Origin of the sequence: Bacteroides hominis (assembly GCF_033042785.2) — a bacterium.
GTDB classification, from domain to species: domain Bacteria; phylum Bacteroidota; class Bacteroidia; order Bacteroidales; family Bacteroidaceae; genus Bacteroides; species Bacteroides hominis.
In genome coordinates, this window is record NZ_CP178829.1 from 1683541 (window position 1) to 1708603 (window position 25063).

At 49.2% G+C, this 25063-nt stretch carries 19 protein-coding genes and 1 riboswitch; of the genes, 8 read left to right on the forward strand and 11 right to left on the reverse strand.

Going from position 1 to position 25063, the window contains the following annotated elements:
- Nucleotides 1-69 precede the first annotated feature (69 nt).
- The 5 genes from R3O62_RS07145 to radA all read right to left on the reverse strand — a co-directional run bounded on the left by R3O62_RS07145 (nucleotide 70) and on the right by radA (nucleotide 6740).
- A complete protein-coding gene (locus tag R3O62_RS07145; protein ID WP_032536846.1) occupies nucleotides 70-2472 on the reverse strand; it encodes a TonB-dependent receptor in 2403 nt (800 codons plus the stop codon).
- A gap of 247 nt (nucleotides 2473-2719) precedes the next feature.
- Nucleotides 2720-3319: a response regulator transcription factor gene (locus R3O62_RS07150; RefSeq protein WP_032531771.1), complete on the reverse strand. Its 600-nt coding sequence runs from the start codon at nucleotides 3317-3319 to the stop codon at nucleotides 2720-2722.
- 8 nt (nucleotides 3320-3327) lie between these two features.
- The gene (locus R3O62_RS07155; RefSeq protein WP_032531729.1) at nucleotides 3328-4917 is read right to left on the reverse strand and encodes an NAD(P)/FAD-dependent oxidoreductase; all 1590 of its coding nucleotides are present in this window, start codon (nucleotides 4915-4917) and stop codon (nucleotides 3328-3330) included.
- 41 nt (nucleotides 4918-4958) lie between these two features.
- Nucleotides 4959-5333 carry a GxxExxY protein gene (locus R3O62_RS07160; protein ID WP_317472418.1) on the reverse strand — a complete coding sequence of 125 codons (375 nt, stop codon included), beginning with the start codon at nucleotides 5331-5333 and terminating at the stop codon, nucleotides 4959-4961.
- 39 nt (nucleotides 5334-5372) lie between these two features.
- Nucleotides 5373-6740, reverse strand: a complete 1368-nt coding sequence (gene radA, locus R3O62_RS07165) for a DNA repair protein RadA (RefSeq protein WP_269110200.1) — start codon at nucleotides 6738-6740, stop codon at nucleotides 5373-5375.
- An 823-nt stretch (nucleotides 6741-7563) separates the two neighbouring features.
- Here radA and R3O62_RS07170 point away from each other — a divergent pair.
- Nucleotides 7564-7971: a BT0820 family HAD-type phosphatase gene (locus tag R3O62_RS07170; protein ID WP_005778632.1), complete on the forward strand. Its 408-nt coding sequence runs from the start codon at nucleotides 7564-7566 to the stop codon at nucleotides 7969-7971.
- Nucleotides 7972-8065: 94 nt separating this feature from the next.
- Here the strand turns inward: R3O62_RS07170 and R3O62_RS07175 are convergent, their stop codons facing one another.
- Both R3O62_RS07175 and R3O62_RS07180 read right to left on the reverse strand, forming a co-directional pair.
- The gene (locus tag R3O62_RS07175; protein WP_317472417.1) at nucleotides 8066-10366 is read right to left on the reverse strand and encodes a GumC family protein; all 2301 of its coding nucleotides are present in this window, start codon (nucleotides 10364-10366) and stop codon (nucleotides 8066-8068) included.
- A gap of 18 nt (nucleotides 10367-10384) precedes the next feature.
- A complete protein-coding gene (locus tag R3O62_RS07180) occupies nucleotides 10385-11338 on the reverse strand; it encodes a polysaccharide biosynthesis/export family protein (RefSeq protein ID WP_250710565.1) in 954 nt (317 codons plus the stop codon).
- A gap of 666 nt (nucleotides 11339-12004) precedes the next feature.
- On the opposite strand from R3O62_RS07180, the gene thrA reads away from it, so the two are divergent.
- The 4 genes from thrA (at nucleotide 12005) to R3O62_RS07200 (ending at nucleotide 18377) form a co-directional block, all read left to right on the forward strand.
- Entirely contained in the window at nucleotides 12005-14440 is a 2436-nt protein-coding gene (gene thrA / locus R3O62_RS07185) for a bifunctional aspartate kinase/homoserine dehydrogenase I (RefSeq protein WP_005778625.1), read from the forward strand.
- Nucleotides 14441-14450: 10 nt separating this feature from the next.
- Complete coding sequence (locus R3O62_RS07190; protein WP_032543352.1) at nucleotides 14451-15662, forward strand: cofactor-independent phosphoglycerate mutase; 1212 nt, start codon at nucleotides 14451-14453, stop codon at nucleotides 15660-15662.
- Between the two features lie 149 nt (nucleotides 15663-15811).
- On the forward strand, nucleotides 15812-17113 hold the full coding sequence (gene thrC / locus R3O62_RS07195) for a threonine synthase (protein ID WP_032540279.1): 1302 nt from the start codon (nucleotides 15812-15814) through the stop codon (nucleotides 17111-17113).
- A 316-nt stretch (nucleotides 17114-17429) separates the two neighbouring features.
- Nucleotides 17430-18377 carry a DMT family transporter gene (locus R3O62_RS07200; RefSeq protein ID WP_032531769.1) on the forward strand — a complete coding sequence of 316 codons (948 nt, stop codon included), beginning with the start codon at nucleotides 17430-17432 and terminating at the stop codon, nucleotides 18375-18377.
- Here the strand turns inward: R3O62_RS07200 and R3O62_RS07205 are convergent.
- From R3O62_RS07205 to R3O62_RS07215, 3 genes are all read right to left on the reverse strand, one after another.
- Nucleotides 18331-18954: a thiamine diphosphokinase gene (locus tag R3O62_RS07205; protein ID WP_005810634.1), complete on the reverse strand. Its 624-nt coding sequence runs from the start codon at nucleotides 18952-18954 to the stop codon at nucleotides 18331-18333. The two genes, R3O62_RS07200 and R3O62_RS07205, sit on opposite strands and share 47 nt — an antisense overlap.
- Nucleotides 18941-19513 carry a nicotinamide riboside transporter PnuC gene (gene pnuC, locus R3O62_RS07210; protein ID WP_005778616.1) on the reverse strand — a complete coding sequence of 191 codons (573 nt, stop codon included), beginning with the start codon at nucleotides 19511-19513 and terminating at the stop codon, nucleotides 18941-18943. Before pnuC ends, R3O62_RS07205 begins: the two co-directional genes overlap by 14 nt.
- Nucleotides 19514-19516: 3 nt before the next feature.
- The gene (locus tag R3O62_RS07215) at nucleotides 19517-21736 is read right to left on the reverse strand and encodes a TonB-dependent receptor (protein ID WP_317472416.1); all 2220 of its coding nucleotides are present in this window, start codon (nucleotides 21734-21736) and stop codon (nucleotides 19517-19519) included.
- Nucleotides 21735-21831, reverse strand: a riboswitch (TPP riboswitch). It overlaps the preceding gene by 2 nt.
- 117 nt (nucleotides 21832-21948) lie before the next feature.
- On the opposite strand from R3O62_RS07215, the gene R3O62_RS07220 reads away from it, so the two are divergent.
- Nucleotides 21949-22857 (forward strand): mechanosensitive ion channel family protein, encoded by a 909-nt coding sequence (locus R3O62_RS07220; RefSeq protein WP_032536852.1) that lies wholly within the window; start codon nucleotides 21949-21951, stop codon nucleotides 22855-22857.
- 70 nt (nucleotides 22858-22927) lie between these two features.
- On the opposite strand, the gene R3O62_RS07225 is transcribed toward R3O62_RS07220, so the two are convergent.
- On the reverse strand, nucleotides 22928-23167 hold the full coding sequence (locus R3O62_RS07225) for a hypothetical protein (protein ID WP_005778611.1): 240 nt from the start codon (nucleotides 23165-23167) through the stop codon (nucleotides 22928-22930).
- A gap of 125 nt (nucleotides 23168-23292) precedes the next feature.
- Here R3O62_RS07225 and R3O62_RS07230 point away from each other — a divergent pair, with 125 nt between their 5' ends.
- Nucleotides 23293-23880, forward strand: coding sequence for an RNA polymerase sigma-70 factor (locus R3O62_RS07230; protein ID WP_005778610.1), 588 nt, complete (start codon nucleotides 23293-23295; stop codon nucleotides 23878-23880).
- A 61-nt stretch (nucleotides 23881-23941) separates the two neighbouring features.
- On the forward strand, nucleotides 23942-24940 hold the full coding sequence (locus tag R3O62_RS07235) for a FecR family protein (RefSeq protein WP_005778608.1): 999 nt from the start codon (nucleotides 23942-23944) through the stop codon (nucleotides 24938-24940).
- Nucleotides 24941-25063: the final 123 nt, after the last annotated feature.

The window sequence follows — 25063 nt, forward strand, 5'->3', positions numbered from 1 at the left end:
TTCCTCAAGAACGGTGCACCGTTGTTTCCGCCCCCTTCGGGCGTCCTTCCGGAGGTGCAGGCTTCGGCGTCAGAACCGGCAGCGCACGTCTACTCCGAAGTGCACCGGACGGCCTTTTTGCATGAATCCGTTGCCCATTGATTCGAAATAGAACGCGGCATATTCCTTATCCAGTATGTTGCGTACCCAGAATCCGATCTGTCCGTTTCCCTTCTCCAGGCTGACACGTCCGTTCAGGGTTCCGTAGAACGACTGGCTGACGTTGTTCTGCTCCGTCCAGTAGATCCGTCCGACACCGTTGTAGTTCAAGTTCACCTGTACCCGGTCCAGCCAGTGGCGGGGAGCGATGCGGAAGATGTATTGCGCGCCTACGTTGAGCGTGTGTTTGGGGACGAAAGGCACGTAGTTGCCGTTATAGTTCTCTTTTTCTTGCAGGCTGCCGTCCTCCGTTTTCTGGCGGACGACGTAATCGGTGAACGTGGCATACGTATATCCGTAGTTAGCGTTCAGGCTGAGCGCGTCTGTCAGGCTGCTGCGCAGGGCGACTTCGGCGCCATAACTTCGGCTCTTGCCGGCATTGATGGTGATGCGTCCCAGTCCGCTTTCGGCAAACTGCGCTATCTGCTGGTCGCGCGTATCCATATAATAGGCGGCGAGGTCGGCCCAGAGACGGCCTTCCCACAGGGTGAGGTGCGCGCCCGCTTCGTAGTTCCACGAGTATTCGGGCTTATACGTGGTCGATGCCTTCACGTCGATCTTCTCTTCGGGCATCATCTGGCCGATCATCCCGGCGTATTTCTTGAACACGTCGCTTTCCATCATGGCGGTTTTCATCGAGTTCTTCAGTTCGCTCTGCACCAGGTCGGAGAACATCTGCACGTTGTATCCTCCCGAACGATAGCCGCGTGAAACCGTGGCATAGACGCTGTTCCCTTTCTGCCATTCATATTGCAGGGCGAATTTGGGGAGCAATTGCAGGTAATCGTTCTTCAGCTTGCCTTTGAAGGATGCCGGAGCCTTCATGTGCTGGTCCTTCAGGTTCAGCATGGGTGGCATGCTGATGCTGAAATCAAAGTCCATCGGGTCGCTGACGGAGTTGTACGTCATCGATATCTTTTCATAGTCCAGTCGCAGGCCGGCGGTAAAGGAGAGCCCTTCGGTGAAGAGGTTGTTGAATGTAGACTGGTGGTAGATCGCTCCGCTCAGTATCGGAGTGTCAAAGTTGCCGCTGACGCGGAGTGTCGGGTTGTTCACCGTCAGCGCCATCCGGGGGGCTTTGGGGCCTAAGTTGGCGAAGGCCTTGTTGGCGCCTCCCTCTATCACTTCTTTTACCCCGTCTTCTTTAAATATCACCGGTCCGTCCGTGTTCAGCCACTGATAGAAACCGAAGGCGCCCGTAGTCCATTGCCAGTTGCTTCCCGGTTTCGATTTCAGCATCACTTCCTCCGAGAGGGTGTTCAACTTCTGTTTCTGAATCAGGTTGAACAGGTTCTTCTCCGTGAAGTCCTGGTCGAGAAACATGCGGTCGTTCAGGTTCTGGAATCCGGTTACGGCGCTCAGGATGAACTTCTGCGCCTGGTACTCTATGTTGACTCCCGCATTCAGCAGCCCGCGGCGGTAGGTGCTCTCGTCGTTGTACGAGATCTTGCCGATTCGTTCTTTTCGCGGATCGTCCTCTCTTTCCGCCGGGTCCACTCTTCCTGTGTAGAAGTACGGATATCCCCCTTCGTGGCTGTACTCGTAGCTGATGTTCAGGTCCAGCTTCAGGTTCTCGCCGGGCAGGTAAATGCCGCGGAACCGTCCGCCTGCTGCCTGACTCTTGTCTATTCTTTTGTTAAGGTAGGTATTCTTGAAAAATCCGCCGCCGTATTCGTAGAATCCGCCCGTTGAAAAAGCGAATTGATCCGATACACGATGGTAGTGGGTCACCGAAGCGTTGTAATTGTTGTAACTTCCGGCACCCAGACGGAGGTCGGTGCCCTGATAGCTGAAAGGCGATTTTGTGTGCACCTTGATCAGTCCGCCCATGGTGTTGCGCCCGTAGAGGGTCCCCTGAGGACCGCGCAGCACGTCGATGCGTTCGATGTCGGCGTAGTTGAAGTCGAACGCCGATTTGTCGATATAAGGTACGTTGTCCACATACAACCCCACGGAAGGCGTGTTGATGCGTGAGCCGATTCCGCGGATATAGATGGCGGAAGTCAGCTTGGAACCATAGTCCGGTATGAAGATATTCGGCACAAGGGCAGTCAGGCTTTTGATGGAATTTACCTGGTTGGCCTGCATATCCTGCTGCGAGAGCATGGTGACTGCGGTCGGCAGTTCCCGTAGTTTGCGGTTTTCTTTCGGAGCGGCGATGACTACGATTTCTTCTACGTCTATCACCTTCAGTGTGTCCTTCGGCAGCTCCCCGGCCCATGTTCCGCTGGCCGAAAAGAGGGCAAGAGCAATAAGAATGCTGTTTTTCTTCATTTACTGTATCTTTTCATTGATTCGTTTGCAAAGATGCAGCAAAAAATGTTAAACGGCAATCCTCATTTATTAGGATATATCGGATTCACCACAGAGGACACAGAGGGCGCAGAGTAAGGTATATAGTGAAATATAGGGTAGTGTATATAGGGTACACAGAGCGGACAAGGCGGACAGCGCCCACAGCGCAATCGATAACTCAAAATATCCTCTGTGCCCTCTGTGTCCTCTGTGGTGAATTCCCGGTTTATATCCTGTCCGCCTCCACGTATCCGTTCATCACCGCGTAGATGGTCAGTCCGGAGACCGACTTGATGCCTAACTTCTCGGTGATGTTCTTCCGGTGTGTGATCACCGTAGTCAGGCTGATATTCAGCTTGTCGGCGATTTCTTTGTTGATCAGCCCTTTGGTGATCAGCACCAGCACCTCGATCTCGCGTGCCGAAAGCTCGTGTCCGGTGGCGGCAGGCGGGGCAGGAGGCATGTCCTTCACCGGATAACCGTCGTGGTGCGCGTGCTGGTGGAGTTTCAGGATATCCTTCACCAACCCCTCTTCCGTCTGGTAGATGTTGAGTATCGGGACGCCCGAAAGCTGGAATTGGTGACTGTCTCCCGCCAGTACGATGGTTTTCCGTTTCCGGGGGAGGAAGAAAGCATTATGCTCCACATATATCTGTGCGGAGATAAAGTAATGAGCGTACATGTCCGGCGTGTCGTCCATCAGTTCGCCGAAACCGGGAAACGTGCGGATGACTGCCATGGGGATCATCCTCTCCAGGATTGTTTTCAGTCCCAGGCTGGTGAGGGTGTTCGCCTCTACGATGGCTATTTCGGGTTGGTGATTCATCATAAGTCCTATTGATTCATAAATTGTGCTACTGCTTCTGCGCATCGTTCTCCATCGATTCCTGCCGAGACGATGCCCCCCGCATAACCGGCCCCCTCACCGCACGGGAAGAGTCCGCGCAGGGTGATGTGCTGCAATGTATCCTTGTCCCGCACGATGCGTACCGGCGATGAAGTCCGTGTCTCTACGCCTATCATCACCGCCTCGTTGGTGAGGAATCCGTGGCTGCTGCGTCCGAACTGCTGGAAACCCTGTGACAGCCGGCCGGTGATGAACTCCGGCATCCAGAAGTGCAGCGGAGAAGAGATAAGCCCCGGGCTGTACGACGATTCCGGTAAGTCGTAACTCAGCTTCCTGCGTGTGAAGTCTGCCATGCGCTGGGCGGGAGCCGTCTGTCGTCTGCCTCCTTGCAGCCAGCACTGGCGCTCCAGCTCTTCCTGAAAGCGCAGCACCGCCAGTTCGGGATGGCTCCCTTCTGCTTCATCGTTCGTCGTTAACCGTTCGTCGTTCATGATGTCTTCCGGCTGTATCTCCACCACCATGCCCGAGTTGCTCCACCGGGAGCCACGGTTGGAGGGCGACATTCCATTGACCACCACCTGCTCCGGCCCGCTGGCGGCAGGTACGATAAATCCTCCCGGACACATGCAGAAGCTGTATACCCCCCGGCCTTCCACCTGTGTGACGAAACTGTATTCGGCTGCCGGCAGGTATTTCCCTCTCCCGTTCCGGTTGTGGTATTGGATCTGGTCTATCAGTCCTGCCGGATGTTCCAGGCGTACCCCGACGGCAATGCCTTTCGCCTCGATGGGCACCTTGTTGGCCGCCAGCCATCGGTATACATCCCGTGCCGAGTGCCCTGTCGCCAGAATGACAGGTCCGAGGAATGTCTTGCCCGTCTGGGTTTCAATGCCTTTCACCTCCCCCTTCTCGATGATCAGTGCGTCCATCCGGGTTTCGAAGTGCACCTCACCGCCACATTCGATAATCGTATGACGCATGTTCTCTATCACCCGTGGCAGTTTATCCGTACCGATGTGCGGATGGGCGTCCACCAGGATGGCGGTGGAAGCCCCGTGCTGGCAAAATACGTTCAGTATCTTGTCCACGTTTCCCCGCTTTTTGCTCCGGGTATATAGTTTCCCGTCCGAGTAAGCGCCTGCTCCCCCTTCACCGAAACTATAGTTCGACTCCGGGTCTACCCGGTGCTCCCGGCTGATTTGTGCCAGGTCCTTCTTGCGCTCGCGTACATCTTTGCCACGCTCTACGACGACGGGACGCAGCCCCAGTTCTATCAGTCGCAGTGCGGCAAACAATCCGCCGGGTCCGGCGCCCACAACAATTACCTGTGGCTTGTCTTCCACCTTATTATATATAGTACGTTCGTATTCATCATCCGTCGGCATTTCATTGAGGTATACCCGCACTTTCAGGTTGACGAAGATGGTGCGTTGCCGGGCGTCTATGCTCCGTTTCAGTATGCGGAGAGAGGTTACATCACGCAGGTTCAGCCCTTTCTCCTGAGAAAGGTATGTCTTGAGTTGCTGCTCGTTGGCGGCAATTTCAGGGAGGATTCGTAGTTGGTATTCTTGTATCATAGGTTCACCACAGATTACACGGATTAACACAGATTGTTATTTTAAATAACATACCGTTTAATTCCGTTTTGAAGGTTTGTTATATTGAAGTTGATTAATAGTCCTAAATGGTGTTTGGACAATTTTAAATAGGTCATTATTTGAGCCGTATGAATGGGGAGTAAGGCTTCTACGGATTTAAGCTCAAGAACAATCTGCCTCTCTACCAGTATATCCATGCGATACCCGTTATCTAATTTCATTTCTTTGTAATAAACAGGTAGTTCTTTCTGTCTTTCATATTTTATACCTGCTTTATCGAACTCGTAACATAGGCATGCTTCATAGGTACTTTCTAAAAGTCCCACTCCTAAAGTCTTGTGAACTTCATAGGCACATCCTATGATTTTATATGATAGTTCGTTTATATTCTCCATCTTGATAATCTGTGTTAATCCGTGTAATCTGTGGTGAACTCATCCGAAGAGTCCCCGGAACGCCTCTTCCACCTTTCTCACCGGCACCAGTTCTATCTTCAGCTTCTTCATGTCGATTCCCTGCATATTATACTTAGGCAGGATAAACCGTTTGAATCCAAGCTTCTCGGCTTCACCGATACGTTGTTCGATTCGGTTTACCGGACGGATTTCACCGGACAACCCGATTTCACCTGCCATACAGACTTCCGGTTCGATGGCGGCATCCATATTGGATGAAAGGATGGCACTGATAACAGCCAGGTCGATGGCAGGGTCGTTCACCTTCAGCCCCCCGGCAATATTTAGAAAGACATCTTTCTGTGCTAACTTGAAGCCGACACGTTTCTCAAGCACAGCCAGCAGCATGTTCATGCGGCGGATATCGAATCCGGTTGCCGAACGTTGCGGATTGCCGTAAACGGCAGAACTGACAAGTGCCTGTGTTTCTATCAGGAACGGCCTGACTCCTTCGATGGCAGATGCGATGGCTACCCCGCTCATGCCTTCGTGATCTTGCGACAGCAACAGCTCCGATGGGTTGCTGACCTGGCGAAGACCATCTTGCCGCATCTCGTAAATACCCAGTTCGGCCGTACTGCCAAAGCGGTTCTTGATGCTGCGCAGGATGCGGTACATATAATGCTGGTCCCCCTCAAACTGGAGCACGGTGTCTACGATGTGTTCCAGTACCTTCGGACCGGCAATGCTGCCTTCTTTGTTGATATGCCCGATCAGTAATACCGGAGTATGCGTCTCTTTGGCAAAACGGAGAATGGAGGCCGAGCACTCCCGCACTTGCGCGATACTTCCCGGCGAAGACTCGATGCTTTCGGTGGACAGGGTCTGTATGGAGTCGATGATTACCAGGTCCGGACGTGTATTCTTAATGTGCACATAGATCTGCTCCAACGACGTTTCGCACACAATCAGGCAGTCGCTCGACGTTTGTGTCAGTCGGTCTGCGCGGAGCTTCAGTTGCCTTGCACTCTCTTCTCCGGAGATGTAGAGTATCCTGCGTTCGGGCATGTGGAGCACGGTTTGAAGTACCAGGGTCGATTTTCCGATACCCGGTTCGCCACCGATCAGCACCAGTGATCCTGGCACCAGTCCGCCGCCCAGTACCCGGTTCAACTCCTCGTCGTGCATGTCGATGCGGGGTTCCTCGTCCGCTTCGATCTCGTTCAGGGTGACAGGTTTGGCTTTAGGCGATTCGATGCCCGATACCGGACGTTTATTCGGAACCTCCTTGCGTACGATTTCTTCTACATAAGTATTCCACTCGCCACACGAAGGACACTTGCCCACCCATTTGGGTGATTCCTGTCCGCAGTTACTGCATACATAAACGGTTTTCTCTTTTGCCATTGATCTCTTGATAAATAGGTCTCAAAGTTACGCATTTCGTCTTTTTCTGCCAAACAGAATATAGCTTTTGACTTTTGAATGCCGGGAAGCCGTTATTCTTTTGGATAAAGCATCTGGCCGATTGTCAGCGAAATGAACGGATTGCTGACTCAATGTCGCCTATTGGCCGGCTTCGCTGACAAGCTTTGTGCGATAAGATTGCATTTCGGAAATGGAACTTGAATAAATATTCCCAAATAACTGCATATTCCGCATTTCCGTCGTTAGTTTATTCGGTTTTAGGGCTTCAGGTTATTAACTTCGTTGCGGTAAGATGCTAATTTCATAGCGGCAGGATGTTAACTTCGTGACGGCACAATGTTAACTTCGTGCAAGTAGAGTGTCAACTTCCTGCCGGCAGAGGCTTCGTTTCCTGAAAAGAGAGCCTCTGCCGGGGAGAGATTGTACTTCTTGTAGCGCTGGTTGGTTATGGATCTTGATTGGGCTGAAGCTGTTGAAAAGATGGTATTTGGTAACTATATCCGTCTGAATCGGGCAGAAAAGGATTCTTTACTTTCTTCTTGTTTGAGAAAAACGCGTTTCAGTATCAATCTGATTGTGTCTTAAACGAAATGACGGTGTTTTTTGAACCATTCTTTATCCTGTGCCCGGAATAATGGATTCTGAGCTCTTAGGAATATCGTTTTGACAAAAAGATAATTGCTTCTTTTATTGCCGGCGGATCTGTTTGGATACTGGGTGCTGTTATTTTATTCTGTAGGTTTTGAGTAAATTCGATTGGTAAATATTATCTTTGTTTGGATAATTATAAAAGCATGACACTATGACGATTGCAGTTGATTTTGACGGAACGATAGTGACGGACCGCTATCCCGGCATTGGTAATGAAATTCCTTTTGCGGTGGAAACCTTGAAGCTGTTGCAACAAGAGCACCACAGACTTATTTTATGGAGTGTGCGCGAAGGCAAACTACTGGACGAGGCCGTGGCATGGTGCAAAGAAAGAGGGGTGGAGTTTTATGCCGTTAACAAGGAGTACCCCGAACAAAAACTTCAGGATGACGGATTCTCCAGGAAACTGAAAGCCGATCTCTTTATTGACGACCGTAATGTGGGAGGACTGCTCGATTGGGGTATTGTATACCGGATGATAAAAGAACACAAAACGTACCGGGACATTTATGCTTCAGGAGATGATGTCCTGAAAAAGAAAAAGAGAGGGTGGTTTTAAGAGAATGCCGTTTGTGCAGAGTTTACGTCTGCCGTCGTAACAGCATTCTCTTTTGAAAAGATGAAATGAAAAGTTGGTATTATTGATGATACGTTTAATGGGTATGTCCATATCCATATCCGTAACCGTATCCGTATTTCTTCTCTGACAGATTACCACCGTTTACAATCAGTGAAATGTGGTTTAACCGTCCTGTACGTTCCGTATTCACAATCTCAGGCAATACACTCTTGTAGGTATAATTTATGCGACAAACGTATAGTGTGAAATCCGTCACTTTGCTTAAGCTCAGCGTATCACTGGCTAAGCCGGTAGGTGCTGAGTCTACAATGATATAGTCGAAGTGCTTCCGGAAGTAAGTAAAGGCATCCTTCAGTCTTTCCCTTTCCAAGAGTTCTGCCGGATTGGGAGGGACAGGACCCGATGGGACCACGGATAACAGTTCGTGCACTCCCGATGGATAAATGATACTTTCCGGTTTTACCTCGTTTCCGGCAAGGAAATTCGTTATTCCTTGCCGGTTCTGAATATGAAAATGCTCTGCTAACCGGGGGCGTCTGATGTCTAAACCGACAATGAGTACCCGGCATCCGAGAAAAGCAAAGGAAAGGGCTAAGTTGATACTGATGAAGCTCTTGCCCTCTCCGCTGGTGGACGAGGTAATGAGTATGCACTTCTCGTCTCCTTTTTCCGTCAAGAAACGCAGGTTGCTTCGCAGTCGGCGGAAAGACTCTTCCATAAGCCCGTTCTTGCCTTCGGTCACACCGATTTGTTCTTTATCGAGGGGAATCGTCCCTACTATGGGAAGTTGTATGGCTTCTACCTCGGATATTGATGAAATCTTGGTACGGAACATGTCTTTGAATAGAATCAGTGCTATGGTCATGATGCAAGCCATAAACAAACTTCCTGCATAAATCATCGGACTCTTGGGCGCAATGGGAGCATCGGCGGTTAACGGTGCGTCGATCACCCTTGCTTTATTTATGGTTGCCGCCAAAGAGATGGTGGCCTGTTCGCGCCGTTCCAATAGCATCAGATACAGGTTAGCCTTGATCTGCTGTTGGCGGTCTATGTTATTGAACTCTCTCTCCTGTTTGGGCATGTTGCCAATACGTGAATTGAAATAGTTCGTCTTGCGTATGATATCCTTGCGGGCAATCTCGAGTCCCTCTTTGACTCCTGTGACAGATGACAAGATGTTTTTTCGCAAAGCCGTGATGTTTATATTTTGGTTTACGATGGTAGGATTGTCCGGCTTCATGGTATTCAACAGGCGTTCACGTTCCAGTAGTTCCTTATTGTATTCGTTAATCAGACGCATCAATTCCATGTCCGAAATCCCGGTATTTACCGGCAATAGGGAGAAGTGATACTGTTCATCTTTCAGATAATCGTAGATGTAGGTGGTCATGTTCAATTGGGTTTCCACTTCCAGCAGTTTCTTTTCGTATTCGTTGTTGGTGTTCAAGTCGAGATCCATGTTCGTTTTAAGATCGATCAGTCTTTCCTTTTCTTTATACTGTTCCAGATGTTTTTCTACAAATCCCAATTCACGGCTGATGCTGTCCAGCCTTTCCTCCAGAAAGATCAATGTATTTCCTGTTACCTTATTCTTGTCGTTCATGGCATCGCGGTTGTAGACTTCTATTAGTTTGATAAGAAATGCTTCTGCCCGCTTCTTATCTGTATCCTTGAAAGTGAGGCTGATGATGGATGTCTTTTTCGAAGTTGTGGCAACGGTCAGCTTTTGCAAGTAATGGTTTACTGCGTCTGTCGGCCGGCAGATATTTACCTTGACGGTCCGGTCGAAAGTTCTATTGGGAAGTAACTCCAAGGTACATAATCCTGCCAGAGTCTTTATGGTTGCGGGAAAGGTGGTGAAAGATTCTGTCAGGCAAATGTCATGCAGGGCACTCCGCGCTTCATAATGATCGCCCATTTTCTCTATTTGTATCAGCAGTGCCTCCTGTAAAGTATCCATTGCGGCTTTCTCCAACGTCACGCTGATGGGAGGGGTGGTGGTCTCCGTATATCCGAGTCCTTCCTTTATTCTATAGCTCGTGTGCATATTCAGTTCGTTGATGACTTGCAATAATATGGATCTTGAACGCAATATTTCCAGTTCGTCTTCTATCTGAGTATTTGTTGCCGCCATATTGGACGGAGATACTTGATTAAACAGATCGTTGATTGCTTTGTCGCTTCCTTCAGAATCTTTGATCACTACCGAGGCTGAAGCCTGGTATACCGGTGTGGTGATGTGTACATAGATATATGCGCCTGTCAGTGCGACAGCGATTGCTATCAGGAACCACCTCCAGTGTACTATGATTTTATAGAATAGTTCGATTAAGTCTATTTCCTGTTCTTGTTGTTTCTGTTCGTTTTCCATGGGGCGTAATTTGTTTTGTTATCTTAATATGGTCACAATCAGTCCGGCCATTGATATTAATATAGATGTAATAGAAATCAGCAGATTGGTGGAAGAACCGATATTGGCTCCCTGTGTTTTGGCTTTATTGGGTTCCACATATACAATGTCGTTCTGGTGCAGATAAAAATCGGAAGAGTGGATGACGTTTACATCATTGAGGTTGACGGTGATTAATCGTTGCCGGTTGTTTTCTTTGCGGATGATGCGTACGTTGTTCCGTTTGCCATAGATGGTAAGGTCACCTGCCATTGCTATTGCTTCAAGAAGATTCACCTGTTCATTGTTTACCGTATATATGCCGGGATGGTTTACTTCTCCGATTACGGAGATTTTATAATTCACCAGGCGCACCGTAACAATGGGCTGTTCTTTCAGATAGCGTTTCAGCTTCTCGGCGATCATATCCGAAATCTCCTGGGTTGTCATTCTCTCTACCTTTAACTCTCCAAGTACGGGTAAGGTAATCCTTCCCTCACTGTTCACCAGATAGTTTTGCAGGATCGGTTGGCTCGTCGAGTTGGTGGTATTAAGCTCGTTTTGTGATGTGGGTACTATTAAATTGAAAGGGAGGGCCGCTTCCGGTTCGGAGCAGCTAATGGAAATCGTAAGCAAATCTTTCGGCATGATACGGGCATTGAACTCTACAGGAACATTGTTCTGCTCCGTACCTAACTGCTGTAAATAAGCTACTCGTTTGCTTGAGGAACATGATGTGCAGAGAATGCACCAAAATAACGCTGTCCATACGGTTTCTTTCATCATTGTATATCGCTGCCCGTCATTCCCCGAACCGGCGTTTGAGTAAATAAAAAAAGCGTGGGAACTGTTGCTGTTATCTGTCAAAGAGGCATCGCCAAACGCCTGAGTATAGATAATAAAGACAACAGCCCACGCCCAACTATATACTATTGAAGGATATACATTGAGCATGAGCGTTTTGTTGCCTATTATTCTTATACTCCTCTGAAATTGGCGATTTCCTTTGACAAGAATAATATGGTAAACGCTTCTAACTACTTAAATATGTTTAGTTTAAAAGATACATCAACGCTCTTTAAACTGAGTGCAAAAATAATCAATAATTTATAAAAGGCAATAATATTGATTCTTTATTTCATCATAAGTCCGGTTTAACTTTTTTCTTTTATGGAATTTGCCATAAACAGGAGGCGATAGAAAGAAGGAAGCGGTTCCCGGTAAGATGGAAAGAGGACGGCATGGAGCTTGCTATTCTACATTTTTTATCCTCTTTCGGAGCTTATCTGTATTTTTATCGCAAAATAATCGCAAAAAGTGATAGATTGAATGAAATTATTCTTATTTTTGCAACATCTTATCAAAATCAAAAGTAGAAACAGAGACAATGATGCATTACTATCCACATACAGTCACATCGATGTGTATCCTGATGATCGGGACACAGGGGACAATGGGGATGACCCTTAGGGGTTAATATATAGTATGATGTGTATCTACGTGATTCACGCTTACAGGAAGTAAGCAAAACTCAATTTTATATTTTATTATTTGTATCAACAAAAGTGGTTTTGTATGCCTTAAGGAGCGTACAAAGCATTCCATTAAATAAGTATCTGCATGAAAGTAATGAAATTCGGCGGAACGTCCGTAGGTTCCGTGAACAGCATTTTAAGCGTAAAGAAAATCGTAGAGTCTGCCGGTGAGCCGGTAATCGTTGTAGTGTCCGCATTGGGCGGGATCACTGACCAGTTGATTAGTACTTCCCGAATGGCCGCCACGGGCGATGCAGCTTACGAAGGGGCATATCGGGAAATAGTACGCCGTCACGAAGAAATGGTAAAGGGAGTGATTCCTGCCGGAGAAACTCAAACTTTGTTGCACTATCAGGTGAATGAATTGCTTGATGAACTGAAAGATATTTTTCAGGGCATTTATCTGATTAAAGACCTTTCTCCGAAAACATCCGATACCATTGTCAGCTATGGTGAACGCCTGTCTTCACTGATTGCGTCACGGCTGATTCAGGGGGCTGTGTGGTTCGATTCACGCACTTTTATCAAGACAGAAAAGAAACACAATAAGCATACACTGGATACGGAACTGACCAATCGGTTGGTGCGGGAGGCTTTCAAAGAGATTCCACAGGTATCACTCGTACCGGGATTTATTTCTTCTGATAAGGTTTCGGGAGACGTGACCAATCTGGGACGCGGTGGCTCCGACTATACTGCCGCCGTTATTGCCGCAGCCCTCGGTGCCGATAGCCTGGAGATATGGACAGATGTGGATGGCTTTATGACTGCCGATCCGCGGGTGATCAGTACGGCCTACACCATCAGTGAGCTGACCTATGTTGAAGCGACGGAGCTCTGTAACTTCGGTGCAAAAGTGGTTTATCCGCCTACCATCTATCCGGTGTGTCACAAGAATATACCGATTCTGATTAAAAACACATTCAATCCGGATGGGCAGGGAACGGTGATCAAGCAGCATGTAGACCATACGAAGAGCAAGGCCATCAAAGGTATTTCGTCTATCAACGACACGAGCCTGATTACGGTGCAAGGTTTGGGTATGGTGGGGGTGATCGGTGTAAACTACCGCATCTTTAAGGCGTTGGCAAAGAACGGCATCAGTGTGTTCCTCGTTTCGCAGGCTTCCTCAGAGAACAGTACCTCTATCGGTGTGCGTAATGCCGATGCCGATCTGGCTTGTGAGGTGCTGAACGAAGAGTTTGCCAAAGAGATCGAGATGGGTGAGATCTCGCCTATCCAGGCAGAAAAGAACCTGGCTACCGTGGCTATCGTAGGTGAGAATATGAAACATACACCGGGTATTGCCGGAAAGCTGTTCGGCACGCTGGGACGGAATGGCATCAATGTGATTGCCTGTGCGCAGGGAGCGTCCGAAACCAATATATCGTTTGTGGTCGATTCAAAATCACTGCGTAAATCGCTGAACGTGATCCACGACTCTTTCTTCCTCTCGGAATACCAGGTGCTCAACCTCTTTATCTGCGGTGTGGGTACGGTGGGTGGAAGCCTTGTCGAACAGATACGCCAGCAACAGAAGAAACTGATGATGGAGAATGGGCTGAAACTGCATGTGGTGGGTATCATCGATGCGACGAAAGCGATGTTCAGCCGTGCCGGATTCGACTTGGGCAACTATCGTGAGGAGTTGAAAGAGAAAGGAACCGACAGTTCGCTGGACACTATCCGCGAAGAGATTATCGGCATGAACATATTCAACTCGGTATTTGTGGATTGTACGGCCAGTCCGGACATTGCATCTTTGTATAAGGACTTCTTGCAACACAACATCTCTGTGGTGGCGGCCAATAAGATCGCTGCTTCGTCGGCTTACGAGAACTACCGCGAACTGAAGCTGATAGCCCGTCAGCGTGGTGTGAAATATCTGTTTGAAACCAACGTGGGTGCCGGACTTCCGATTATCAATACCATCAATGACTTGATACATAGCGGTGACAAGATCCTGAAAATCGAAGCCGTCCTTTCGGGCACACTGAACTATATCTTCAATAAGATCAGTGCCGATGTGCCTTTCAGCCGTACCATCAAGATGGCGCAGGAGGAACGCTACTCCGAACCTGATCCGCGTATCGACCTTAGTGGCAAGGATGTGATCCGTAAACTGGTGATCCTGGCCCGCGAAGCCGGATATAAGCTGGAGCAGGAAGAGGTTGAAAAGAACCTGTTTGTGCCGAACGACTTTTTCGAAGGTTCTCTGGAAGACTTCTGGAAGAAGGTACCCAGTCTGGATGCTGACTTCGAAGCCCGCCGCAAGGTGCTCGAAAGCGAGAATAAACATTGGCGTTTCGTTGCCAAGCTGGAAAACGGTAAGGCATCCGTAGGCTTGCAGGAAGTGGACCGCAACCATCCTTTCTACGGACTGGAGGGCAGCAACAACATCATCCTGCTGACTACCGAGCGCTATAAGGAATACCCGATGATGATTCAGGGATACGGTGCGGGTGCCGGAGTGACAGCCGCCGGTGTGTTTGCCGACATCATGAGTATTGCAAACGTATAAAAAGAAGCTTATGAAACACATCATCCTGTTAGGCGATGGAATGGCCGACTGGCCTGTGAAATCGTTGGGAGGCAAGACGCTCCTGCAATATGCAAAAACGCCTTATATGGATAAACTGGCCCGCATGGGACGGGTCGGACGGTTGGTGACCGTAGCCGACGGGTTTCATCCGGGAAGTGAAGTAGCCAACATGTCGGTTTTGGGATACAATCTTCCGCAGGTATACGAAGGGCGCGGGCCGCTTGAGGCCGCCAGTATCGGTGTAGATCTGCAGCCGGGCGAGATGGCGATGCGTTGCAACCTGATTTGTACGGAAGGGGATATCCTGAAGAACCATTCGGCCGGGCATATCACCACGGAAGAGGCGGATGTGTTGATTCAATATCTTCAGGAGAAGTTAGGTGACGACCGGGTGCGGTTCCATACCGGTGTGCAATACCGCCATTTGCTGGTGGTGAAAGGGGGGAACAAGCAGTTGGACTGCACTCCGCCGCACGATGTGCCTTTAAAGCCTTTCCGTCCGCTGATGGTGAAACCGCTGGTGCCGGAGGCCGAAGAGACAGCCGGCTTGCTCAACGAACTGATCCTGAAGTCGCAGGAACTGCTGAAGGATCATCCGCTGAACCTGAAGCGGATGGCCGAAGGCAAGGACCCTGCCAACAGTATCTGGCCGTGGAGTTCGGGTTATCGTCCGCAGATGGAACGTCTGTCCGATACATTTCCGCAAGTGAAGAGGGGAGCCGTAATCTCGGCTGTCGATCTGATCAACGGTATCGGATATTATGCCGGACTGCGCCGCATCGCGGTGGAAGGGGCGACGGGACTGTACGACACCAACTATGAGAATAAGGTGGCCGCCGCATTGGAAGCCTTGAGGACGGATGACTTTGTCTATCTGCACATCGAAGCCAGTGACGAAGCCGGGCACGAAGGTGACGTGGCACTGAAGTTGCGGACCATCGAGAACCTGGACAGCCGTGCCGTAGGCCCTGTCTACGAGGCGGTGAAGGATTGGGACGAACCGGTGGCCATCGCCGTATTGCCCGACCATCCCACTCCTTGCGAGCTGCGCACGCATACCAATGAACCGGTACCGTTCTTCATCTGGTATCCGGGCATCGAACCGGACAGCGTACAGACCTTCGACGAGATAGCAGCCGTGGAGGGCAGCTACGGACTGATGAAGGAGGATGAGTTTATTAAAGAGTTTATGAATCATTAGCGAATACGGTTCACCACAGATTACACGGATTAACACAGAACTTTTAATCTTAAATATCAACGATCTATATTATTAATCTGCGAAAATCTGTGTAATCTGTGGTGAAACGGAAATGAAACATTTAGCGCATAATCATTATAAAAGTATCTATGAAATATTATAGCACAAACAAGCAGGCACCGCTTGCTTCACTTGAAGAAGCAGTGGTAAAAGGGCTTGCTTCCGATAAGGGCTTATTTATGCCCATGACCATCCGGCGTTTGCCGCAGGAGTTTTACGACGAGATAGACAGCCTTTCTTTTCAGGAGATCGCATATCGGGTGGCGGATGCCTTTTTTGGCGAAGATGTCCCGGCGGAAATATTGAAAGAGATCGTTTATGACACATTGAACTTTGATGTTCCGCTGGTACAGGTTAAGGACAACATCTACTCACTGGAGCTTTTCCACGGTCCCACGCTTGCCTTTAAGGATGTGGGCGGACGGTTTATGGCCCGTTTGCTGAGCTACTTTATCCGCAAGGAAGGCAGGAAGCAGGTGAATGTGCTGGTGGCTACCTCCGGAGATACGGGCAGTGCCGTGGCCAATGGCTTTCTGGGAGTGGAAGGCATCCATGTGTATGTGCTCTATCCGAAGGGAAAGGTGAGTGAGATACAAGAAAAACAGTTCACTACGCTGGGGCAGAACATCACGGCACTCGAAGTGGACGGCACTTTCGACGACTGTCAGGCGCTGGTGAAAGCGGCCTTTATGGATAGTGAACTGAACGAGCGGTTGTTGCTGACTTCGGCCAACTCCATCAATGTGGCCCGTTTCCTGCCGCAGGCTTTCTATTACTTCTACGCTTACGCACAGTTGAAACGGGCGGGGCGGGCAGCGAATGCCGTCATCTGCGTGCCGAGCGGAAACTTCGGAAACATTACGGCAGGCTTGTTCGGTAAGAAGATGGGGTTGCCCATCCGGCGTTTTATCGCTGCCAATAACAGGAATGACATTTTCTATCAATACTTGCAGACGGGGCAGTACAATCCTCGTCCGTCGGTTGCTACCATTGCCAATGCGATGGATGTGGGCGATCCGAGTAACTTTGCCCGTGTACTCGATCTGTATGGTGACTCGCATGCGGCTGTCGCAGCCGAGATTTCCGGTGCGACGTATACCGACGGGCAGATCCGTGAGACTGTGAAAACCGTATGGCAGGAGACCGGCTATCTGCTTGATCCCCACGGTGCATGCGGCTTCCGTGCCTTGGAAGAGGGCTTGCAGCCGGGTGAGACAGGTGTCTTCCTGGAGACGGCCCATCCGGCAAAATTCTTGCAGACGGTTGAGGCCATCATCGGTACTGAGGTCGAGATACCTGCCAAACTCCGGGCATTTATGAAAGGTGAGAAGCAAAGCTTGCCGATGACGAAGGAGTTTGCCGATTTCAAGAGCTACCTGCTGGGCAGGTAGAAACTCACCCCTAAGGGTACAGGGTGACACATGAGGGCACAGGGTGACGCAGACGATTTAGGTCATGGATTATTGACGTGAATACTCTGTGCCGCTCTGTGCCCTCGGTGGTGAAATATGCTTTTTCCCCCGCCGCCGGCTTTTCCCCCGGATTCGCTTCCGCGCGCACGCGGTTTTTTTTCGTTCCACATGCGGGTGAAAGTCGGTTCTTGTATAAAACTAAATAACTGGAATCCGCTTCCCGCTCCGGGCCTTTTCCCGAACTTTCCGCTGCCTCTTTTGTTGTACCCCAATAAAACCTAACCCCTCGTGTATGATGAAGAATAAAAAAGTGGAGGCCAATCTGAGCATGGTGGTGTCCAAAACCTTTAGCGGATTGAATATGAATGCGTTGAAATACCTGCTTCCCGTGTGGGTCAGCCCTCTTTCGGGAGTGGCCCTCCGGTGCGTGTTTGCCGCCGTTGCTTTCTGGATCATCGGAATGTTTGTCAAGCCCGAGACTTCTACCCGCAAAGAAAAGATCTACCTTTTCCTCCTTGGTGCGTTGGGCATTTACGGTTTTATGTTTCTCTATCTGGTGGGGCTGAGTAAGACGACCCCCGTCTCCAGTTCCATTTTCACCAGTCTCCAGCCCATTTGGGTGTTTGTCATCGCCGTTGTCTTCTTCAAAGAGAAAATCAGCGTCCTGAAGGTTGCCGGCATCTCCCTCGGACTCGGCGGGGCCATCCTCTGTATCCTGGCACAAAAGAGTGACGACTTGGCTTCGGACGCCCTGACGGGGAACGTGCTGTGCCTGTTGAGTTCGATTGCCTATGCCATCTATCTGGTGGCGAGCAACCGTATCCTGAAATCGGTCGGAATGTTTACGGTGCTGAAGTATACCTTTGCCGGAGCAGCCTTTTCGAGCATTCTGGTCTCTGCCATCACCGGTTTTCACGCACCGGTATTTTCCGGACCGGTGCATTGGTTTCCGTTGTCCGTTCTCCTGTTCGTCCTGATTTTCCCTACGGTCGTCAGTTATCTGCTGGTGCCCATAGGACTGAAATATCTGAAGACTACCGTAGTCGCCATTTATGGTTATCTGATTCTGATGGTGGCCACCATCGTTTCCCTGTTGGTCGGGCAGGACCGCTTCAGCTGGGCGCAGACCATTGCCATCGGCATGATATGCATCAGTGTCTATCTGGTCGAGGTGGCGGAAACGAAGGAGAAACCTCTCAGTAATTCAGATAAACCAGGTAGTCTCCCTCCGCATGGATCGTGAATTCGTCACCTGTCGCCTCGTTCAGTGTCCCTTGCCACCAGTTGTCGAAGTCGCTGAGCGGGTATACCAATCCCTCTCCTCTGAGTCCGGTGGCACCGAAGTTAAAGACAGAGACCTGTTGTCCGGGGCGTGATTTGAAAGTGTTCCGTCCCGATGCGGGAACGAACATGCCATGATCGGTCAGCATCGTCACCTGTGCTCCCACCTTCATATAATCCACCAGCAGGCTGATGTTTCCCAATGTATGGTCTTCCCGTTTGCCGGTTGCGCCTACAAGGATGATCACCTTCTTGCCTTGGTCCAGCAGGAAATGGACCGCTTTGGTCTGATCGTTCGTCTCCTGGTCGTCTATCTGATGGAATATTTCCCTGAAACGGTCTTTATTCTCCGCCGAGAGGGAGTCCCCGTCACCGATGATGGCATTCGGGATGAATCCCCGGCGGATGTGTTCATCGGCCGATCCGTCACAGCATACCACATAGGGAGCCATGATCAGCATGGTTTCGGGCATGGAGTGGGTTGGATATTCGCCGTTGCCCAGTATCACGGCATCCATATCGATATCATTTACTTTCATAGTGCATCATTTGTTTCCATTTAAAGTAGCCAAAGATAGCAATTATTGAGTAAAGTCCGTAAAGGGCGGATGTGAAATAAAGCTCTTTGTAGATGTAGAGTCCGCAGCATACCACGTCGACCAGTATCCATGCCCACCATTGTTCTACGTATTTGCGCGCCAGCATCCACATGCCGATGATGCTCAGTGCCGTGGTAAACGAATCGAGCCAGGGTACGTTGCTGTCCGTGAACCGGATCAGTATCCAGGCAATGCCGAGGAAGGCTGCTAAGAATACCGCGGTCAGCGGAAGATACCTTTCCGGCGGAGTATGTGTGATGGGGAGTTCGGCTTTCGACTCCCGGCCGGCACCCCGCATCCAGACAATCCATCCGTAAACGGCCGCCAGCAGATAGTAGATGTTGATTCCGAAGTCGGCATACAGTCCCGCCCGGTAGTAGACGAAGATGTAGATGGCAGGCATGATGATGCCCGCAATCCAGAGGTAAATGCTGGCACGGTATTCCAGCCAGAGATAAATCAGCCCGATCAGGGTACCTGTGATTTCGAGGTAGTTCATGGCTTAAAAGCGGATGGAAATGTTACCCATTACATTCGTTCCGGCCTGTGCGGCGTAGCCGGCATAGTTGTAGCGCTCTACCTCTCCTTTTACTATCTTATAACCGCTGCCTGCATATCCGTTGTTTTCGTACTCGGCATTGAAGAGGTTGTAGATGGTGAATCCTGCCGTAACCGACTTTACGTGAGGGAGCTTGAAGGTATAAGCCAGGTTGAGGTTGCTCACGAAATAGGCGTCCAGCGTCTGGTCAGCCTGTCTGGCATTGCTCATGTACTGCTTGCTGACGTATTGTGATTGCAAGGCGGCCTCGAATCCCCGATAGCTGAACGAGAAGCGGTTGTTCAGGATCAGGTCCGGCGAGAAGGCAATCGGTGTATTTCCGTGGCTGACCTCGATCGGATTCTTCCATTCGTCTTCATACAGCTTTTCGGTGAAGTTTTTCACCTGGTTTTTGCTCAGTGTACCATTGATGTCCCACTGGAACCATTGGCAGGGCTTCACACCCAGCATCAGTTCCACTCCCATCCGGTAACTGTCGGGCACGTTGCGCGCCATAGCCTCGCCTATCTCGTTCAGCTCTCCGGTCAGTACCAACTGGTCTTTGTAGTCCATATAGTAGAAGTTGGCTCCGGCGCTCAGCCAAGTGTTCCGGTAGGTATATCCCAACTCATAGTCGAGCAGTTTTTCCGCCTTTGGATACTCGTCCGCGTTGCCGTCGGTATAGTTGTTCCGTGTCGGTTCCTTCTGGGCGATGGAGAACGATGCGTAAACCCGGTTGTTGGCGTCTATGTCCCAGTTCAGCCCGGCTTTCGGGTTGAAAAAGTTGAAGTGATCGTTTACCGCCAGTTTTTGCAGGGCGTCCGCGTTGTAGTCAAACTTATCGTTGTCGCCGTTTATCTTATAGTTGATGTAGCGGTATTGCAGGTCGGCGTATGCATTGAGCCCCGCCACCAGGTTATAGTTGGCTTTCAGATAGAGGTTGCCGTCCGTCTTCTTCGCTTTATTCCGGTAGTATTCGTGGTCGGGGAGCAGTTCGCCGATGTAGTTTTTCACCCAGATCACCCGTCCGAAGTGCCATCCGTCATAATGGTTCAGCGCACCTCCCAGTGAAGCGTTCAGCTTTCCGTTCTGGTAATTTACCGAGAACACGCCGCCACCGAAGTGGTTGTCCATCTTCTTCTGACGGATCAGGTCGCTCTTGTCCACCTCTTTGCCATCGTGCATGAAAGGTGGCAGGCGATACTCCTTCAGTGTCCGGTCCTCCTTATACTCCTGATAATATCCGTCTCCTTTCGTATAATGGAGTGCTGCGTTCAGGTTCCATTCCGGCGAGAAAGTGTGGTTCAGTAAGAGCTGGTAGTTCATTTGCAGATAGTTGTCTGTCTGGTCTTTGTAGAAACGGATGTTGCCGTCATCATCCGTGTACATGCCGCACGAGTTGAAACGTCGTCCGTACTTCTCCATTTCTTCCTTGCTGGCATAATTCCAGGCATGATACGTTTTCTCTTTTCCGCCGAAAGTGATGAACTTCACCGAAGTGTTGTCGGCGAAATATCCCCCCTGTGCATAAAAAGAATAAAGGTCTACCGAAGCCCGGTCGATGTATCCGTCCGTACCGATGTTGGACAGGCGGGCATCGAAGGCCCAATGGTCGTTCAACAGTCCGGTACCGAATTTTACCGTTTCTTTGTGCGCATTGAAGGTTCCGTACGAAGCATTCAGTTCGGCATACGGCTTCATCGAAATCCCCTCCGTCTGCATATTCACGCTGGCACCGAAAGCACCGGCACCGTTGGTCGAAGTTCCCGCGCCGCGTTGCACCTGTATATCCTTCACCGATGAGGCAAAGTCGGGCATGTTCACCCAGAAAAGCGTATGGCTTTCGGCATCGTTCATCGGAATGCCGTTGGCGGTGATGTTGATACGTGTCCCGTCCGTTCCGCGCACACGCAGGGTGGTATAGCCGATGCCTGCTCCGGCATCACTGGTGGTCAGTGCCGAAGGTGTCATACTGAGCAGATACGGGATATCTTGCCCGAAGTTCTGCTTTTTGAGTTCCTCTTTCGACACGTTGGTAAATGCTACGGGAGTCTTCGAAGTGGCACGTGTGGATACTACCTGCACCTCTTGCAGGTTTACTACTTTCAAGCTGTCTGTCTCGCCCGCTTGCGCGAAGACGCTTGCTCCGGCTATCAGGCAGCCGGCAAAAATCATCTTTTTCATGTTGCTAATTTATTTTTCTCTACGCCGGCATTACCCGGATCAGGTCAAAGGGTATGTTCTCAGCCCGTCATGTTAAGGCACCCCTACTCAGTGAATCGGTGGCAAATTTACGCTTTTTGGGCGTGTTAAGCAAGAAACACTTCGCTATTTGATAAAAACATTGTAGCTTTGTCTGCTGTTATTAAATGAAAAACTTTTAAAATTGTACTATTATGCTACTATTCTTTCAAGCCACGCAACAAGTGGCAGACTCTCTGCAGGTGGCGGCCGATAAGCTCGATCAGGCCATTGCACAGGCCGATGGGCTGGATAAACTGGCTCTGGTTACCCAGCAGTTGATCGATTCGGGTATACAGGCCGGAGGTCACATCCTGAAGGCTGTGATTGTCTTTCTGGTCGGACGTTTTCTGATCCGGATGCTGAACCGACTTGTAAGGCGTCTTATGGATAAGAGAAATGTCGATATCAGTATCAAAACTTTTGTAAGGAGCCTCGTTAATATCCTTCTCACCGTATTGCTGATTGTTTCCGTGGTAGGTGCATTAGGAGTGGAAACCACTTCGTTCGCCGCTCTGCTGGCTTCTGCCGGTGTGGCTGTCGGTATGGCTCTTTCGGGTAATCTGCAGAACTTTGCCGGCGGACTGGTCATCCTGCTGTTCAAGCCTTATAAGGTGGGCGACTGGATAGATGCACAGAACGTTTCCGGTACTGTCAAGGAAATCCAGATCTTCCACACCATCCTGACCACTGCCGACAATAAATTGATTTATGTTCCGAACGGTGCACTGAGCAGTGGGGTCGTGACTAATTACAGCAATCAGACAACCCGGCGGGTAGAGTGGATTGTTGGTGTGGATTATGGTGAAGATTATAATAAGGTTGAGAAGGTGGTACGTGAGGTGCTGGCTGCCGATAAGCGTATCCTGGATGATCCTGCTCCCTTTATAGCTCTTCATGCCCTGGATGCGAGCAGTGTGAACGTGGTGGCCCGTGTCTGGGTGAACAGTGCCGATTATTGGGGAGTATATTTCGATATTAACAAGGCGATTTATGCTACATTCAACGAACAAGGCATTAACTTCCCCTTCCCTCAACTCACAGTTCATCAGGCACCCAACTGATAACTCATACAAAAAGGGTGGCTACTTCGTCGGAGGTAACCACCCTTTTTCAAGATTTATATTTAACCGATTAACACACTCCAAAATCTTCTGTCGGATCATACGTGTTGTCTGTGATGCCTAACAGATGGTTTATCTCTCTCCGCTTATCCAAATCCTTGAAATAGGTTTCCACCACTTTGTAAAGATCGAAACTGAATGTAGATCCGGCTGCCATATCCAATGACTCTACCATCTGTTCTACTGCCTGGTGGATTCTTTCTTGATCGATCAGGTGAAGCTCATTACTGTGAATAAGATATTTTTCCATAACCGTTGTTGTTTTAAATTTCTACAGATAAAACATTCTGAAAGAGGATAAGGTTCAATCTGTTTTTTCTTATCTTTGCGGTCTCTGTATTTTGCCTTAAATCTTTAAGTGGGGAATATTCGATAATGAATCAGTTCTTAGACTTTGACCAGAAACTGTATGCAGAACTCCGTAAAGGTAGCGAGCATGCTTTCGTTACTGTTTTCCGGCAGTACAATCGCTTGTTGTATGCATTGGCCTATCGGTATTTCAAATCCGGTGAAGAAGCCGAAGATGCCGTACAATATACCTTTATGAAACTGTGGGAACAGCGGGAAAGGTTTGACTTTCAGTCCGGAATCCGGAGTTTATTATTTACTATTTTAAAGAACTACATACTGAATGAATTACGACATCGTAATCTTGTTTTCGAGAAACACTATGAAATGGCCCAGAAAGACGAAGAAGCCGATGATGGTTTCCTGAAAGATTTTGAGGATAAAGACTTCAGGGAGCATCTCCGGGCCGCTATCGGCAAACTCCCCCCTCAAAAGCAAAGAATATGCCGTTTGAAAATAGAGAAAGGGCTTTCCAATCAGGAAATAGCGGACGAGATGCACATTACGGTTCCTACCGTAAAATCACATTATACCCAGGCCATTAAGATACTTCGTGCGGAAATAGAATCGTTGATTGTACTACTTCATGTATTGTGGATTCATTTTTTAGGGTGAGTGTCAACTCATACTTTTAAGTTGGTGAAGTGTTTTTATTAGTAGATAAAGAAAAGTAGAAATGAAAATAGATGATGCGATTATAGATAAGGTGCTCAATAATGAAGCTTCTGCAGAGGAGGCCGGAAAGGTGGCGGAATGGTTTGCTACAGAGGAAGGTAGCCGCTATCTGTCGGAACGGCTGGAAAATGAATCTTTGCGGTTGACGGAAGAGCAGGCCTTGGATTGGCTGGACCATCCGGTGCCGGAAGAACGGATGCGGCAACGCTTTATGGGAGAGATCAAACCACAGAAAAAAACAATATCTTATCGTCGCGGACTGATAGCGGCGGCCGTGTTGATCCCTTTCCTTTTTCTCAGTTTGTCGCTTTGGTTTCTGGCCGACAGAACCGGTGTATTCTCTGCTACGGAGTATGCTGAACTGAAGGTTCCTTGCGGTGAACAGATGCAGGTCGTTTTGCAGGATGGTACGGTCGTACAGTTGAACTCGGATACTCGTTTGCGATATCCCAAACAATTTGGGCTGTTCAATCGTAGTGTTGAGCTGTGGGGAGAAGGCTATTTTGTGGTAGCCAAAGAAAAGAACCGTCCGTTTATTGTCGATTTGAAGGGAATCGAGGTGAAGGTGACCGGAACCAAATTTAATGTGAAGGCATATCCTGCAGAGCAGAATGTATGGGTGACACTGGAAGAGGGCGGAGTTCTGCTAAAGGATTCGAAGCATAAGGAGTATCCTCTTGTACCCGGTCAAAGTGCGGAATATAACAGAAAGTCCGGACGTTGCCAGATATCCGAACCGGAAGATATGAACCAGATCTCTTCCTGGCGTTCCAATAGCCTGAACTTTTATCTCACTCCGCTGAAAGAGATCATAAAAGTGATGGAACGGCAGTATGATGTTCATTTCATTGTGCGTGATTCTACTTTATTGAATAACAGGTTTACTCTGTCTACCAGCAAAGTGAACGTTGATGATGTATTGCGTGATTTGGAGGCGGTTTCATGGATACGTTTCTCACAAACAGAAGACGGGGTGTTCGAAGTCTTGAAGAAAGAATAGATGGATTTCATCATTCCCATATAGATAGATGCAGACCAGACAAAAGGGACTGCATCTATTTTTTTAGATGTACTCTGAAACAGAAGACTCATACTTTCTTTCGGGTGAGGTGTTAGCTTATGT